This window comes from Mesorhizobium sp. B2-4-6 (genome assembly GCF_006442775.1).
GTDB lineage: Bacteria > Pseudomonadota > Alphaproteobacteria > Rhizobiales > Rhizobiaceae > Mesorhizobium.
On record NZ_VFVI01000002.1, the window covers coordinates 193,195 to 207,897 of the forward strand.

Below are 14,703 nucleotides of genomic sequence, written 5' to 3' on the forward strand. Positions count from 1 at the left end.
CCGTCTTTTTGTTGTTGTCAACGATCCGGAACAAATGGCTGCCCCAACGAAGCCGGCGTGTTCATCATCGTCAGCCGCTTGTTGCGCGAGATTAGAACGAGAACCACGACGGTTGCCAGATAGGGCAGCGAAGAAAGAAACTGCGAAGGCACCGGAATGCCAAAAGCCTGTGCATGAAGCTGGCCGATCCACACCGCGCCGAAGATATAGGCGCCCGCCAGCACCCGCCATGGGCGCCAGGAAGCGAACACCACCAGCGCCAGCGCGATCCAGCCACGGCCCGCGCTCATGTTCTCCACCCACTGCGGCGTGTAGACCAGCGACAGGTGGCCGCCGGCAAGGCCGGCGCAGGCGCCGCCGAAGATCACCGACAGGTAGCGATAGCGGATGACCTTGATGCCGAGCGCGTGCGCCGACGTATGGCTGTCGCCGATCGAGCGCAGCGTAAGCCCTGTGCGCGTCTTGAACAGGAACCACATGACGGCCGCAGTGAGCGCGATCGAGATGTAGAAGACCGGATCCTGACCGAAGATCAGCCTGCCGACGACCGGGATCGAGCTGATTCCCGGGATGTCGAGATTTGGCAATCTCACGCCCGGCTGACCGACAAAGCTGGTGCCGATCATGCCCGAAAGGCCGAGACCGAGCAGCGTCAGCGACAGGCCGGTCGCCACCTGGTTTGTCGCGAGCGACAGCGTCATGACGGCGAACAGCAGCGAGAACAGCGCGCCGACGATGATAGCGGCAAGCAGGCCGAGCCACGGCGACCCGGTGAGGTAGCCGGCGCCAAAGCCGCCGACGGCGCCCATGATCATCATGCCTTCGACGCCGAGATTGAGCACACCGGAGCGCTCGACCACCAGCTCGCCGATCGCCGCGATCAAAAGCGGCGTCGCCGCGGTCGCAATGGTCAAAAGGATATTGACGGCGATGTCCATCAGCGGGCCTCCTCGAGCTTGGGCGCCGCTTCGAGCTGCGCCGCGCCGTTCGGCTTCGTCAGCGCCATCCCTATCAGGCGAATGCGGTAATGGATGAGCGTGTCGCAGCCGAGCACAAAGAACAAAAGCATGCCCTGGAACACGCGCGCCACCTTGTCGGAAATGCCGAGGGCACTTTGAACCGCCTCGCCGCCCAGATAGGTCAGCGCCAGCACCAGGCCCGCGGCCACGATACCCAGCGGATTGAGCCGGCCGAGGAAGGCGACGATGATGGCGGTGAAGCCGTAGCCGGGCGATATCACCGGCTGCAACTGGCCGATGGCGCCGGAGACTTCCGAGATGCCTGCAAGGCCGGCCAGCGCGCCGGACAGAAGGAAGGTGAAGAACACCATCCGGTTGAAGCCGAAGCCGGCAAAGCGCCCTGCCCTTGGGCTGGAGCCCAGCACGCGCACCTCGAAACCCTTGAGCATGCGGCTCATCATCAGCCAGACCAGCACGGCGGCCACCAAGGCGAAGACGAAGCCCCAATTGGCGCGGCCGGCATCCGGCATCAGTTCGGGCAGCACGGCGGAATCGCCGAACTGGATCGTCTGCGGGAAACCATGACCTTGCGGATCGCGCCACGGACCGCGCACCAGCCAGTCGAGGAAGAGCTGCGCGACATAGACCAGCATCAGGCTGGTCAGGATCTCGTTGGTGCTGAAACGGGTCTTCAACAACGCCGGGATGGAAGCGTAGAACGCGCCGCCGACCATGCCGAGCAGAAGCATCAGCGGAATCACCAGCGGGTCTTCGAATTGCGGGAACAGCACCGGGATGATCGAGCCGAAGATCGCGCCGAAAATGAACTGGCCTTCGGCGCCGATGTTCCAGATGTTGGCCTTGTAGCAGACCGACAAGCCGACCGCGATCAGGATGAGGGGTGCTGCCTTGATCGCCAGCTCGTGCAGCTGCCAGACCTGGCTGATCGGCTCGACGAAATAGATCTCGAAGGCATTGAGCGGATTGACGCCGAGCAAGGCGAACATGATGGCACCGGCGATGATTGTCAGCGCGAAGGCGATGAAGGGCGACAGCATGGAGAACAGCGCCGAGCGCTGCGGGCGTTTGACGAGTTCGATGCGCATCATGCCACCTCCAGGCTGTGTTCGGCGTGGCCGGGCTCGGCGCCGCCCATCAACAGGCCGATCTTCTCGAACGTCGCCTCGGCGATCGGCAGCGGCACCGACAGTTCTCCGTTGTGCATGACGGCAATCGCATCCGACAGTTCGAACAATTCGTCGAGGTCCTGGCTGATGACGAGGACCGCCGAGCCGCTGCGGGCAAGCTCGATCAGTGCCTGGCGGATGTGGGCGGCTGCACCTGCATCGACGCCCCATGTCGGCTGGTTGACGATCATCACGCTCGGCTTGCGGTCGAGCTCGCGGCCGACGATGAATTTCTGCAGATTGCCGCCCGACAGCGCAGCCGCCTCTGGATCGGGCGCGCTCTTGCGCACGTCCATGGCCGTGATGATGCGCTGCGCGGCGCTGTACACCGCGCCGTTCTTGACCATGCCGCCTGAGCCGACGAAAGCCTTGCCGTCGGTGGCGTGACGCGAGAGCAGCAGGTTCTCCGAAAGCTTCATACGCGGCGCCGCGCCATGGCCGAGGCGCTCTTCGGGCACGAAGGCGGCCCCCATCAGGCGGCGGCCGGTGATCGACAGGCCGCCGGCGTCCTTGCCGCGAATGCGCACTGAGCCGGCGTCTTGCTGCAACACTTCACCGGAGACGGATTCGAAGAACTCGCCCTGGCCGTTGCCAGCGACGCCGGCGATGCCGATTACTTCGCCGGCGCGCACGGTGAGGTTGATGTTCTTGAGCGGGATCGCGAAGGGCGTCGCCGGCTTGCGGCTGAGGCCGCGGATTTCCAGCAGCGCCGGCGCCGTTTCGATGCCTTCCGCCGGCGCGCGCACCACCGCCTTCACTTCGCTGCCGACCATCATGCGAGCGAGCGACGCGGCGGTCTCCTGGCGCGGGTTGCAATGGCCGACAACCTTGCCGTGGCGCAGCACCGTGGCGCGGTCGCAGATGCGTTTGACCTCTTCCAGCCGGTGCGAAATGTAGAGGATCGATTTGCCCTCCGAGCGCAGCCGCTCCAGCGTCTCGAACAACTTGTCGGCTTCCTGCGGCGTCAGCACCGAGGTCGGCTCGTCGAGGATGATGAGCTGCGGTGTTTGCAAGAGGCAGCGGATGATCTCGATGCGCTGGCGTTCGCCGACCGAGAGGTCTCCGACCAGCGAATCCGGATCGAGCGGCAGGCCGTAGCTGTAGGACAGCGCCCTTGCCTTCGCCGCGATGCTGCCGATCGGCGAACCGTCATTGAGCGAAAGCGCGATGTTCTCGGCCGCAGTGAGCGCTTCGAACAGCGAGAAATGCTGGAACACCATGCCGATGCCGAGCTTCTTGGCCACGCCCGGGCTGGTGATCTTGACCGGCTTTCCGTCCCAGAAGATCTCGCCCGAGTTCGGCTCGAGCGATCCGAACAGCATCTTGACCAGCGTCGACTTGCCGGCGCCGTTCTCGCCGAGCAACGCGTGGATCTCGCCTTTTGCGATATTGAGATCGATGTGATCGCACGCCGTCAGCGTGCCGAAAATCTTGGTTAGACCACGAACCTCAAGCAGGTTCGCCCTGTCATGATTTGCACTCACAGTGCCTCCCATCCAGTTTCCCGGATATGTTCTGTGTTCCCGAAAGCATGGTATGCGCGGCCGGCTCCCATCGGAAAGCAGCACCCAACTTGAAAGAGCTTCAAGAATTTCAGCGGAAACTCAAGGGCTAAGATAGACCCGCAGAGAACGACAGCAAATCAACAACGCTTTTCGGGCAAGGCCCTGCCTTCGGGGGCGGCAAGTCGCCGAAAAACAAGGCAGCCGGCTACAACATGGCGCCGAAAAGTGTGAAGCGGTGAAACCCTCTAGGGAATGAGGACGGTCGTTCCCGTCGTCTTGCGGGCCTCGAGATCCGCTTGCGCCTTTGCCGCATCCTTCAGCGCATAGCGCTGGTTGATCTTGATCTCGACGGCGCCGCTCTTGACCACGTCGAAAAGCGCTTCGGCCGATTTCACCAGTTCCTCGCGCCCGGCGTTGTAGACGAACAGGGTCGGCCGGGTTGCGTAGATCGAGCCCTTCTGCGCCAGGAGCGACATCGAGAAAGGCGGGATCGGCCCGGACGACTGACCGAAACTTACGAACATGCCGAGCGGCCGCAGGCAATCGAGCGATGCCGGAAAGGTGTCGGCGCCGACGGAATCGTAGACGACGTCGCATTTCTTCCCGCCCGTAAGCGCCGCGACGCCGGCGACGAAATCCTGCTCCTTGTAGTTGATCACGTGGTCGAAGCCATGCGCCCGCGCAAGTTCGATCTTGTCGGCGGAACTCGCGGTGCCGATCACGGTCGCGCCGAGGTGCTTTGCCCACTGCCCGAGGATGAGGCCGACGCCGCCGGCGGCCGCGTGATAGAGGATCGTGTCGCCGGCCTTGACCGGAAAGGTGCGGCGCAAGAGGTATTCGGCCGTCATGCCCTTCAGCATCATGGCCGCAGCCTGCTCGTCGCTGATGCCGTCCGGCACCTTGACCACACGGTCGGCGGCGATCACCCGCTTCTCGCAATAGGCGCCGACATTGACGGCATAGGCGATGCGGTCGCCGGGCTTCAGCCAGTCGACGCCGGTGCCGAGCGCCAGCACGACCCCTGCCGCTTCGCCGCCCGGGATCAGTGGAAAGCCGCCGGGTGGCGGGTAAAGTCCGGAGCGGTGGTAGACGTCGATGAAGTTGAGGCCGATCGCCGTGTGCCGGATCAGGATCTGGCCTTCTCCCGGCTGGCCCGGATCGGCGTCTTCATAGGCCAGGACTTCGGGGCCGCCATTGGCGTGGATGCGGATTGCCTTGGACATCGCTCAACTCTCTGAAGGATACGTACACAATCTGAAACATGATCCCGAAAGGGAGAACCGGTTTTCGAAGCGTCATGCGCCGATAGACAGCTGCGCCAGGATGATCATTCGACCAAAAATTATCCTGATCCAGGATCAGGACTTCTTGGTGCCCAGATTGGGAAACATCTGCATGACGCCTCCGATGCAGGCGAGATAGAGGCCGGTGATCGTGATGCCGATCTTGGTGAAGCTGCTGACCTGCTCTCCCAGCACGCCGATCTTGTCATAGAAGGCGGCAAGTGCTGCCTGCGCCAGCGCCAGCGCGCCGAAGGCGCACCATAGAAGCGTCATGCCGAGATTGACCGGCCTCAGCCGCACGACGCGCACCGGATGGATGAAGCTGATCGGCAGGAAGGTCAGGATGCCGGCGACCACCACCACGGCGAAAGACACCCATTGCCCGGGCTCTATGACGAAGAGCGTGAACACCACCATGTTCCAGACGACGGGGAACCCTTTGAAGAAGTTCTCCTTCGTCTTCATGCCGGTGTCCGCATAGTAGATCGCGCTGGAGACCACGATGATGGCCGCGGACAGGAAGGACAGGTTCTCGCCCATGAAGCCGCGCTGATAGAGCGCGAAGGCCGGTATGAGCACGTAAGTGACATAGTCGATGATGTTGTCGAGAAGTTCGCCCGACCAAGTCGGCAGGATCTCCTTGACCTCGAGCTTCCTGGCGATCGGGCCGTCGATACCGTCGACGAAAAGCGCCAGCCCCAGCCACCAGAACATCGCCGTCCAGCGTTCCTCGCTCGCCGCCACCAGCGACAGGAAGGCAAGGAACGATCCTGACGCCGTGAGCAGATGAACGGAGAACGCGCGCGCCTGCGGCCACGTCACCTTCTTCTTCGGCAGCGGAAGCCGCTCCGCGATCTTCTTGGCTGCCTTCCTGGCCGCTGTGTTCTTGCTCACGGTCCCCGCCAGTCCAGCTTGCAGATTTCGGCCGAGCGGCCGGCGAAATTCCAGTTGCGGCCGAAGGCCCGCATCTTGCTCTTGTCGGACTTCGCCACGATGATTTCCGGCGCGATCCAATATTCCGAATTGGTGATCACCGTATCCTTCTCGCGATCCTTGCCGGGAATTGGCGTCACCGCACCGTCTATGATCTTCGGTATCTGGAAGACGCGCGTCTTGTCGCGCGTCTCGTAGGTGATCGGTACCTGCTCGACGCCGAGGAATCTCCCGACGAGGATCGAAAGCAGCGATGTCGTGCCGCCGGCCTTGCCGGTGAATATCTTCGTCAATGCCTTCACCGCATAGACCGAGGCGCGCTTGTCGATGAACAGCCCGGCGCTCCAATTGCCGCGGCTCATATAGCCCGGGATTTCCATCACCAGCCCGAGATTGAGGCTCGACAGGTCGACGTCGCCGAAATGGCCCGCGTCGATGCGGAAGCCGGCCCAGGTCTGGCAATAGCCCTCGGTCGGCGGATGGCTGCCGAGCGACAGCACGCAGGGGCAGAAAACCGTGCAATTGCAGGAGAGTACCAACTCCCCTTTCATTGCCCAGCTTTGATCGCTCATCGAAATCTCCCCGTCACGCCGAAACTAATAGCAGGGCAGCCGCCCACACAAGCAGTATCGCACCGGCAACCCGGCTGACCACCCTGCCGGTAGTCTGTTTTTCGATCAGGGTGAACAGGCCGATCAACGCCATCCAGAAGACGTTGATCGCGCCGACGGCGAACATCACCAGCATCAGCGCCCAGCAGCAACCGAGGCACCAGACGCCCTGCTTCAGCCCCAAACGGAAGATGCGGGCTGGTTTCGCGCTCCAGTTGGCGAACAGGATTGAGAACGGGTTACGGCACTTTTCCAGGCATGCCTGTTTCAAGCCGCTGAACTGATAGAGGCCGACGACGAGCAGCGCGGCGGCGCCGGCAATGCCGATGGCGGGATCGAGCATCCGGCCGGAACCGGCAAAGGTGTAGATCGCAAGCGTCAACAGCGTGAAGCCCACGGATGCGCCAAGCCACGTGGTAAGGTATCCGGCGACAAGCAACAGCGGATGAACGGCGGGTTCGCCCTTGATCCTCGCCGTGTCGGCGATTTCGCAATAGGTGCGGATCAGCGGCGCCGCCGAAGGCAGCATCGTTGCCACGGCCATCAGAAACCACATCAGCACCAGCGCCGGCGCCTGCAGACCGGACGGGCCGGCAAGCGGCGCGGGCGCGAGGCAAAGAGCGAAGAACCGGTCCAGAACACCCGGCAACGGCAGGCTCGGCAGATTCTTCAGCAGCATGTCGCCGGGGACGCCGGCGGGGCTGCTTTCAGCGCCGCGTATCGCCATCGCGCCGAGCAGGAGCCAGGCAAGAGCGACGCCCATACCGATCGTCAGCATGACAACGCGGCGCGGGCTGCGCGCCACGCCCGCCGTCGCGCGGCCCGCCCGGTCGAGATGGCTGAAATCGTGCTGCTCACCACTCATGGCATTCGAATGGGCTGAATCGCCGCGTTGATCAAGCCGGCTGATCTGCCCTATATCCGCATAAAGGCCCGACGGGTCGCCTCGCATTGTGGAAGCTTGGCGTGGAGCACAACGACAAAGCCCGCATCCTGGTTGCCGGCAGCGGTCCGGCCGGCTTGATCGCGGCGCTCGGCTTTGCCGACGCCGGTTTTGACGTGATGCTGGTCGGCCCCGAGGCCAACACCACCGACGGCCGCACCACCGCCCTGATGAATCCAGCGCTGAAGGTTCTCGACCGGCTGGGCATCCTTACCGAACTGAGGCCGCAGGCCGCGCCGCTCAAGGTGATGCGCATCGTCGACGCAACCCGCCGGTTGATCCGAAGCCCGACCGTGACCTTTCGCGCCAGCGAGATCGGCGAGGAACAGTTCGGGCTCAATTTGCCGAACATGGTTCTGACCCCGATCCTCGCCAAGGCAGTGTCAGCCCATCGCGGCATCGAATGGCTGAAATCCATTGTCGAGTCATGGCGCCTCGGCGCCGATCAGGCCCGCGCCCGGCTGGCCGACGGCAGCGAAGTCTCCGCGTCCCTGGCGGTCGCCGCCGACGGTCGCCTGTCCCCGGCACGGGAAGCCGCCGGCATTCGCGCCTTCGCGCGGCCCTATCCGCAATCGGCGCTCGTGCTCAATTTCGGCCACCGCAGCGAGCATGGCTTCGTCTCGACGGAATTCCACACCGAAACGGGGCCATTCACGCAGGTGCCGCTGCCCGGCAGGCGCTCCAGCCTTGTCTGGGTGGTGAAGCCGGAAACGGCGCAGGAGCTTGCCGCGCTCGACGATGCAAGCCTGTCGGAGCGTGTCGAGGAGCAGATGCAATCGATGCTCGGCCGCGTCTCGGTCGAGCCGGGTCGCCAAGTCTATCCCTTGTCGGCGGCCTCGCCCGGCCGCTTCGCGCAAAACCGCGTGGCGCTGGTCGGCGAGGCGGCGCATGTGTTTCCGCCGATCGGCGCCCAGGGCCTCAACCTCGGCATCAGGGATATCGACGATCTGATTGGAATCGCGTGTGAAAACAGCGGAGATCCCGGTGCACGCGGGCCCCTCGCCGCCTATGACACAAGACGTCGACCCGACATATGGGCGCGCAGCGGTGCGGTGAACCTGCTCAACATGTCGCTTCTGTCCGACATGCTGCCGGCGCAGCTGGCGCGCAGCGCCGGCCTTAACGCGCTGGGCGGCTCCGCGCCGCTGCGCGCGTTCTTCATGCGCGAGGGACTGCGGCCCGGCAGTGGTTTTCGGGCGATTGCCGGCGGCTTAAGGAAAGAGGCCGGCCGGTAGGATTCCGTGCCGGATCGCATAGAGCAACGCGGTCACCGTCACCACCGAAAAACATGTCGTGATCAGCACGCTGGCGGAAGCCCGCTGCACCCACACATCGTATTGCTGCGCGATCACGAAGACGTTGGTCGCCGTCGGCAGCGCCGCCAGCAGCATGGCGGAAAAGACCCAGGTGGGCGAAAAATTGCCGATCCAGCTCAGCACGACATAGCAAAGCAGCGGGTGGACGACCAGCTTCAGCCCGGCGATCAATGCCAGTTCGTGCGGCACGCGGTTGAGCGGCCTGAGCGCCAGCGTCACCCCCATCGCAAACAAGGCGCAAGGCGCGGCCGCGCGGGCAAGATAGTCGAGGAAGCGATCGACAGGCAGCGGCGGCCGGAATTCCACATAGGCGGCGGCGACGCCAAGGGCCGTCGCGATGATGAAGGGATGCAGCGCGATCTTCTTCACGACGCCAAACGCCAGTTGGAGCGGCGGCGCTTTCTCCTTGCCCGACAACGCCATCATCATCGGCGCGACGGTGAAATGCACGATGTTCTCGAAGCAGAAGATCAGCGCCACCGGCACCGCCGCCTGCTCGCCGAACGCCAGCAAAGCAAGGCCCGGTCCCATATAGCCGATGTTGCCGTAAGCAGCTGCAAGGGCGGTGATCGTCGCCGGCGCGATACCGCCGCGGGAAACGAAGACCGACCAGGCGAACATCAGCGTGAAGATCGCGTAGGTGGCGATCAGCGAACCGAGGATGAAGCTCCACTCCGTCAACTGCTCGAACGGCGTCTTGGCGAGCAGCTGGAAGAACAAGGCCGGCAGCGCGACATAGACGATGAAAATGTTCATCCAGCCGAGCGCCTCCAGCGGCTGCCTGGTGATGCGCGCCACCAGGAAGCCGACAAAGATCATGCCGAAGAATGGAAGAACGAGACCGATAACGTCAGACATTTTCGCTCGGGCGGGAAACTCCCATGCGGGCTAACCCGTCGCTTCGGCTAAGGTCAAGGAGTTCGGCTATTGAATTGCCGCAGCGTCTGCGCCAAATAGCACCAAGCCGAAAGTCGGGGTCGATTTTTGGCCGGGTGACGTGTAAATTCAAGGTCTTAGGCGCCTTGCGCGCAGCCACGACAGGCGCCTCGGAACCTAAGTGGTGAACGTGATGAAAACGGCCAAATTCTCGATCGGACAAGTGGTTCGCCATAGGCTGTTTCCGTTCCGCGGCGTGATCTTCGACGTCGATCCCGAATTCGCCAACACCGAGGAATGGTACGAGGCCATTCCCGCCGATGTGCGTCCGCGCAAGGACCAGCCTTTCTACCATCTTCTGGCGGAAAATTCGGAGACCGAATACATCGCCTATGTGTCCGAGCAGAACCTGCTCGAGGACCGGTCGGGCGAGCCGGTTCGGCATCCGCAGATCGGCGAAATGTTCGACAAACTGCCGGATGGCCGCTACGAGCCAAAGCGCCAGTCGAGGCACTGAGGCCAACGAATGTTGCCCATCGCGCGCGGCGCGGCGACAACAAAAAAGCGAGGCATTTGCCCCGCTTTTTTGTTTTCCGAGAAATACGCTTCCGGGATCAGTTCGCGGTCTTGGCCTTGTCCTGCTCGTCCTTGAGCTTCTTGGCGAAATCCTGATTGTTCTTGGCGACGAAGTCCTGCAGCTTCTTCTGCCGGTCCTCGATGTCCGACTGCTGCAGCGGCGGGCCGTCATAGGCGCCGCTGAAGCCGGTGAGCGCGATCTTGATCGGGTTCGGCTGGTTCTGGAAGTTGATCGACGTGAGCGTGATCCCCTGCCCCTTCTTGAAGGAAGCGACGAGCTGGTCGCTCAGCGGCACTTCCGCCACGCAGCGATCCGGGAAGCAGATCACATAGTCGAGCTTCTGCGCCTTGCCGGCATCGATCTGGAGCGCAATGCCCGGAGGAACGAGGCGGCCGGTCGGAACCGTGACCTGGAAGACCTTGCGGTTCACCTTGCCCTTGAGCTCGATCAGGCTGACGCCGGTGACGAGCTGGCCGTTGCCGGCGGTGACGATGTTCTGCACATTGCAGATGTCGACGTCTTCCTGCTTGGTGCAGGCCTTGAACCAGCCCTGCGGGATCTGCGGCTGCTGTTGGGCCGAGGCGGTGAAAAGCCCGGCGCCCAGAACGCCGACCACGCCTGCGGCCAGCACCGAAAGGCGGTACGCGTTGATCGTCATATGGTGCACTTTCCTCTCAAATGATCCCGGGGACCGGCTTCTTCGTGCCGTGTGGTCCAGCTACCTGTTGCCCAAATGAGGCAACAGGATGACTTCGGAGCGCGTGTTACACTGCCGGCGGCATCGAATCCAGCCCGGTTTCCGCGATTTCTTCGCGGTTTCCTCTCTCGGGGGCGAGCATCGATCGGTGCCGGAGCGGCTGAACCCGATTCCCAATCGGGCGCCGATTCAATCGGGTAAGGAAATGCTCTAGGGTGCATAGCGAATCACAAAGCCGCCCGGCAAGGAGACGGTCATGGACCGCGTTCTCGTTCGGCTGATCGCCGCGACCTCGTTTCTGGCTCTCGCGCTCCTTCCGGCACAGTCGGAGCCGAAGCACGGCATTGCCATGCAGGGCGAGCCGGCGCTGCCGCCCGACTACCAGCATTTCGACTACGTCGATCCAGACGCGCCGAAAGGCGGAAGCGTCACCTACTGCGTCGTCGGCTCCTTCGACAACCTCAACCCCTTCATCCTGAAAAGCCTGCGCACCACCGCGCGCGGCATGATCGATATCGTTTACGGCAATCTCGTCTTCGAGCCGCTGATGCAGCGCAGCTACGACGAGCCCTTCAGTCTCTACGGGCTGCTTGCCGACAGCGCCGACATGGATCCTGAACGAAAGAGCATCGAGTTCCATCTCAACCCCGACGCAAAATGGTCGGACGGGCAGCCGGTGACTCCGGAGGACGTGCTGTTCACTTATGACGTCTTCACCGACAAGGGCCGCCCGCCTTACAGCGACCGCATGAGCATGATCGCCAAGCTGGAAAAGACCGGCGACCACAGTGTGAAATTCACCTTCAACGACAAGGCCAACCGCGAATTCCCGCTGATCGTCGCGCTGACGCCGATCGTCCCTAAGCACGCCTTCGACAAGGACACGTTCGACAGAACCACGCTGAAGCCATTGATCGGCAGCGGACCCTACACCGTCGACAAGGTGCTGCCGGGGCAGCGGATCGTCTTCAAGCGCAACCCGGACTATTGGGGCAAGGACATTCCGTCGAAACGCGGCTTCGACAATTTCGACCAGATCACCATCGAGTATTTTCTCAACGCCAACGCCAAGACGGAAGCATTCAAGAAAGGCATTTGCGCCCTCGATGACGAGGCCGATCCGGTCAAGCGCGAGCGCGACATCGACTTTCCAGCCTTCCGGCGAGGCGATGTGAAGGAAGAGTATTTCACCACCGGCATTCCCCCAGTGGTGACCGGCTTCCTGTTCAACACCAGGCTGCCGAAGTTCGCCAACCCGGTCGTGCGCCGCGCGCTGGGCACGCTCTATGACTTCGAGTGGGCGAACAAGAATCTGTTCGGCGGCAAGTTCAACCGCACCATGAGCTATTGGCAGAATTCGGACCTGTCCGCGCTTGGCCACCCGGCCGACGATCGCGAAAAGGCGCTGCTTGCCCCCTTCCCCGGCCGCGTGCCGCCCGATGTGATGGACGGCACCTGGCGCCCGCCCGTGACGGATGGTTCGGGCCAGGATCGCAAGGTGCTCAAAGCGGCCTTCGAATTGTTGAAGAGCGCCGGCTTCCGCGTGCAGGGCGGCAAGATGCTCGACCCGCTGGGAAACCCGTTCGGCTTCGAGATCCTGACCTCATCGCAGGACGAAGAGCGGCTGGCCGCTATCTACCAGCGCACGTTGGAGAAGATCGGTATCGACGTCGGCATCCGCAGCCTCGATGGCGACCAGATCCAGTCGCGCAAGCAGCGTTTCGACTTCGAGGTTCTGATCGGGACGAGCGGCTTCAGCAATTCGCTGTCGCCCGGCAGCGAGCAGCTCGGCCGTTGGGGATCGATCGCCGCGAAGACAGAAGGATCGTTCAATCTCGCCGGCGTCGCCGACCCGGCGATCGACGCCGCGATCGACGCCATGCTGAACGCCCGCACCAAGGAAGACTATGTCGCCGCGGTGCGTGTGCTCGACCGGCTGCTGATCTCGGGCAATTACCTGGTGCCGATGCAATACAACACGCAGCAATGGCTCGCTTACTGGAGTTATCTGGAACATCCGCAAAAGACCCCCATATTCGGCTATCAGCTGCCGACCTGGTGGCGAAAGTCCAACTGACGCAAGCCCAGCGACGATCGGAACCGAAAAGGAGACGAGCATGAGTGCCGAGAACTCCATCACTGTCGATGTCGTGTCCGATGTTGTCTGCCCCTGGTGCTTCATCGGCCAGAAGCGGCTGGACAAGGCCATTGCTGCTGCAAGCGACGTCGACGTGCATGTCAGCTGGCGGCCGTTCCAGCTCGATCCGACCATCCCGCCGGCGGGCATGGATCGCCGTCAATATATGCTCGGCAAGTTCGGCAGCGAGGAACGCGTCCAACAGATCCACGCGCGCATCGAGCCGCTCGGCGAGGCCGAGGGCATCCATTTTGCATTTGGCGCCATCAAGGTCGCGGCCAATACGCTTGACGCTCATCGCGTCATCCGCTGGGCGGGAGCCGCGGGTGAAGATGTGCAGAACCGACTGGTGCGCCGCCTCTTCCAGCTGAATTTCGAGGAAGGCGTGAACATCGGCGACCACGCCGTGCTGGCAAACGCCGCCGGCGAGGCCGGCATGGATGCGTCGGTGGTCGAAACGCTGCTGCCGACCGACGCCGATGTCGAGGCAGTCCGCAACGAGATCGCCACCGCTTCGCGCATGGGTATCACCGGCGTGCCCTGCTTCCTGCTCGAAGGCAAATACGCGGTGATGGGCGCGCAGGATGCCGACACGCTTGCCGACGCGATCCGCCAGGTGGCCCAGGCCAAGGCGCGAGGCGAGCTGGAAACCGCGAACTGAAGGCTCCTTCCGCACAATCGGGACGGAAGGCTGGGATTCTTGATCAGTGTCGCCGGCCCCTTCGGCCCAGGATTACGCTCACGTAGCTCGGCTCGACGCGCGAGCAGGAAAGCTCCGGCCCGCCATCCCGCGGCTGGTAGGTGCTGGTGCCGCCCTTCGGCGTATAAAATGCAGCCGATATTGCCGGACGGCGTGTTGAACTCGATCTGGCCCTCGGCGCTTGCCGGAATGCTCTGGTTGCCGGCATGCGCTGCCGACAGCAAATACCCGTGCAGGCATGTCATACCCCCCAGCAAGCCCACACCGACAAGGTTCGACCCGAGGAGCCGTGTTGTCAAATCATGCCCGTCCTGGCCGAACACGATCTGGTGAATCGCCTCGGACACGGCGCTGGGTTAGGACTGAGAGGGGTTTGGCTGATTTGAGGACGACATAAATGGCAGTCAGGCGTGGCGCATTGTTGCTGCTCTCCTTGCCTTTTGCCCTGGGGCTCCCATTGTCGTTGCAGCGCGTATCGGCCGAGGAAGCCGTTATGTCGGCGACCTTCGAAGGCAAACCCTGGACGGCGTCCTTTACCTTGGCCCAGACGATGCAGATGGGCGGCAAGCCGGTTTTGAACCTGTCGGGAACAGAACAGGGCTCGCCGACCATGACCTTCAATTCGATGCTGGTTTTGAAAGATCCGAACGACTTTGCCGGCACCTATCCGCTCAAGACCGGGTCATCCGCGAACAGCGCCAGCTTCAACGTTCTCGATTCCGGCGCCATGGTCGGCCATGTCCGCTTCGCCAGCGGCGAGATCGTCGTCGACAAATACGATCCCGCCGCGAAGACCGTTTCCGGTCGTTTCAGCGCGTCGGGAAAAGACGAATCGGGCAAGCCCGAAGATCTCATTGACGGTAAGTTTTCGGGCATTCCGGTCACCGCCCAGTAGCCATCCCGGCCCGCGGATACCTCTTTTCCATTCACAAACCCGTGTTTTCCGCTTCCCCAAGGGAAGGTTGCCGCCGGCTGGCGC

The 14,703-nt window shown here is 62.9% G+C and carries 14 protein-coding genes; 5 read left to right on the top strand and 9 right to left on the bottom strand.

What is annotated here, in order from left to right; genetic code table 11:
• Positions 1 to 17: 17 nt before the first annotated feature.
• The 7 genes from FJ957_RS06800 to FJ957_RS06830 all read right to left on the bottom strand — a co-directional run bounded on the left by FJ957_RS06800 (position 18) and on the right by FJ957_RS06830 (position 7,343).
• Entirely contained in the window at positions 18 to 938 is a 921-nt protein-coding gene (locus FJ957_RS06800; protein WP_140829891.1) for an ABC transporter permease, read from the bottom strand.
• Positions 938 to 2,068, bottom strand: coding sequence for an ABC transporter permease (locus tag FJ957_RS06805; protein WP_140829893.1), 1,131 nt, complete (start codon positions 2,066 to 2,068; stop codon positions 938 to 940). The genes FJ957_RS06800 and FJ957_RS06805 overlap by 1 nt, the downstream gene beginning before the upstream one ends.
• On the bottom strand, positions 2,065 to 3,642 hold the full coding sequence (locus tag FJ957_RS06810; RefSeq protein WP_181180517.1) for an ABC transporter ATP-binding protein: 1,578 nt from the start codon (positions 3,640 to 3,642) through the stop codon (positions 2,065 to 2,067). Before FJ957_RS06810 ends, FJ957_RS06805 begins: the two co-directional genes overlap by 4 nt.
• 254 nt (positions 3,643 to 3,896) lie before the next feature.
• The gene (locus FJ957_RS06815; RefSeq protein WP_140829898.1) at positions 3,897 to 4,874 is read right to left on the bottom strand and encodes a quinone oxidoreductase; all 978 of its coding nucleotides are present in this window, start codon (positions 4,872 to 4,874) and stop codon (positions 3,897 to 3,899) included.
• A gap of 135 nt (positions 4,875 to 5,009) precedes the next feature.
• A complete protein-coding gene (gene pcsA / locus FJ957_RS06820; protein WP_181177657.1) occupies positions 5,010 to 5,828 on the bottom strand; it encodes a phosphatidylcholine synthase in 819 nt (272 codons plus the stop codon).
• Entirely contained in the window at positions 5,825 to 6,439 is a 615-nt protein-coding gene (locus FJ957_RS06825; protein WP_140829900.1) for a DUF1326 domain-containing protein, read from the bottom strand. Before FJ957_RS06825 ends, pcsA begins: the two co-directional genes overlap by 4 nt.
• A gap of 13 nt (positions 6,440 to 6,452) precedes the next feature.
• Positions 6,453 to 7,343: a DUF2182 domain-containing protein gene (locus tag FJ957_RS06830; protein ID WP_140829903.1), complete on the bottom strand. Its 891-nt coding sequence runs from the start codon at positions 7,341 to 7,343 to the stop codon at positions 6,453 to 6,455.
• Positions 7,344 to 7,444: 101 nt separating this feature from the next.
• Here FJ957_RS06830 and FJ957_RS06835 point away from each other — a divergent pair, with 101 nt between their 5' ends.
• Positions 7,445 to 8,656 (top strand): UbiH/UbiF family hydroxylase, encoded by a 1,212-nt coding sequence (locus FJ957_RS06835; protein WP_140829905.1) that lies wholly within the window; start codon positions 7,445 to 7,447, stop codon positions 8,654 to 8,656.
• Here FJ957_RS06835 and FJ957_RS06840 read toward each other — a convergent pair.
• Positions 8,633 to 9,595 (bottom strand): AEC family transporter, encoded by a 963-nt coding sequence (locus FJ957_RS06840; protein ID WP_140829907.1) that lies wholly within the window; start codon positions 9,593 to 9,595, stop codon positions 8,633 to 8,635. The two genes, FJ957_RS06835 and FJ957_RS06840, sit on opposite strands and share 24 nt — an antisense overlap.
• Before the next feature lie 211 nt (positions 9,596 to 9,806).
• On the opposite strand from FJ957_RS06840, the gene hspQ reads away from it, so the two are divergent.
• Complete coding sequence (gene hspQ, locus FJ957_RS06845) at positions 9,807 to 10,130, top strand: heat shock protein HspQ (protein WP_181177656.1); 324 nt, start codon at positions 9,807 to 9,809, stop codon at positions 10,128 to 10,130.
• A gap of 97 nt (positions 10,131 to 10,227) precedes the next feature.
• Here hspQ and FJ957_RS06850 read toward each other — a convergent pair whose 3' ends face one another.
• Complete coding sequence (locus tag FJ957_RS06850) at positions 10,228 to 10,848, bottom strand: invasion associated locus B family protein (RefSeq protein WP_095765425.1); 621 nt, start codon at positions 10,846 to 10,848, stop codon at positions 10,228 to 10,230.
• A 295-nt stretch (positions 10,849 to 11,143) separates the two neighbouring features.
• Here FJ957_RS06850 and FJ957_RS06855 point away from each other — a divergent pair, with 295 nt between their 5' ends.
• The 3 genes from FJ957_RS06855 to FJ957_RS06870 all read left to right on the top strand — a co-directional run bounded on the left by FJ957_RS06855 (position 11,144) and on the right by FJ957_RS06870 (position 14,619).
• Positions 11,144 to 12,964, top strand: coding sequence for an extracellular solute-binding protein (locus FJ957_RS06855; protein WP_140829911.1), 1,821 nt, complete (start codon positions 11,144 to 11,146; stop codon positions 12,962 to 12,964).
• Between the two features lie 40 nt (positions 12,965 to 13,004).
• Positions 13,005 to 13,685: a DsbA family protein gene (locus tag FJ957_RS06860; protein WP_140829914.1), complete on the top strand. Its 681-nt coding sequence runs from the start codon at positions 13,005 to 13,007 to the stop codon at positions 13,683 to 13,685.
• A 436-nt stretch (positions 13,686 to 14,121) separates the two neighbouring features.
• Positions 14,122 to 14,619: a DUF6252 family protein gene (locus FJ957_RS06870; protein ID WP_140829917.1), complete on the top strand. Its 498-nt coding sequence runs from the start codon at positions 14,122 to 14,124 to the stop codon at positions 14,617 to 14,619.
• The last annotated feature ends 84 nt before the right edge of the window (positions 14,620 to 14,703 follow it).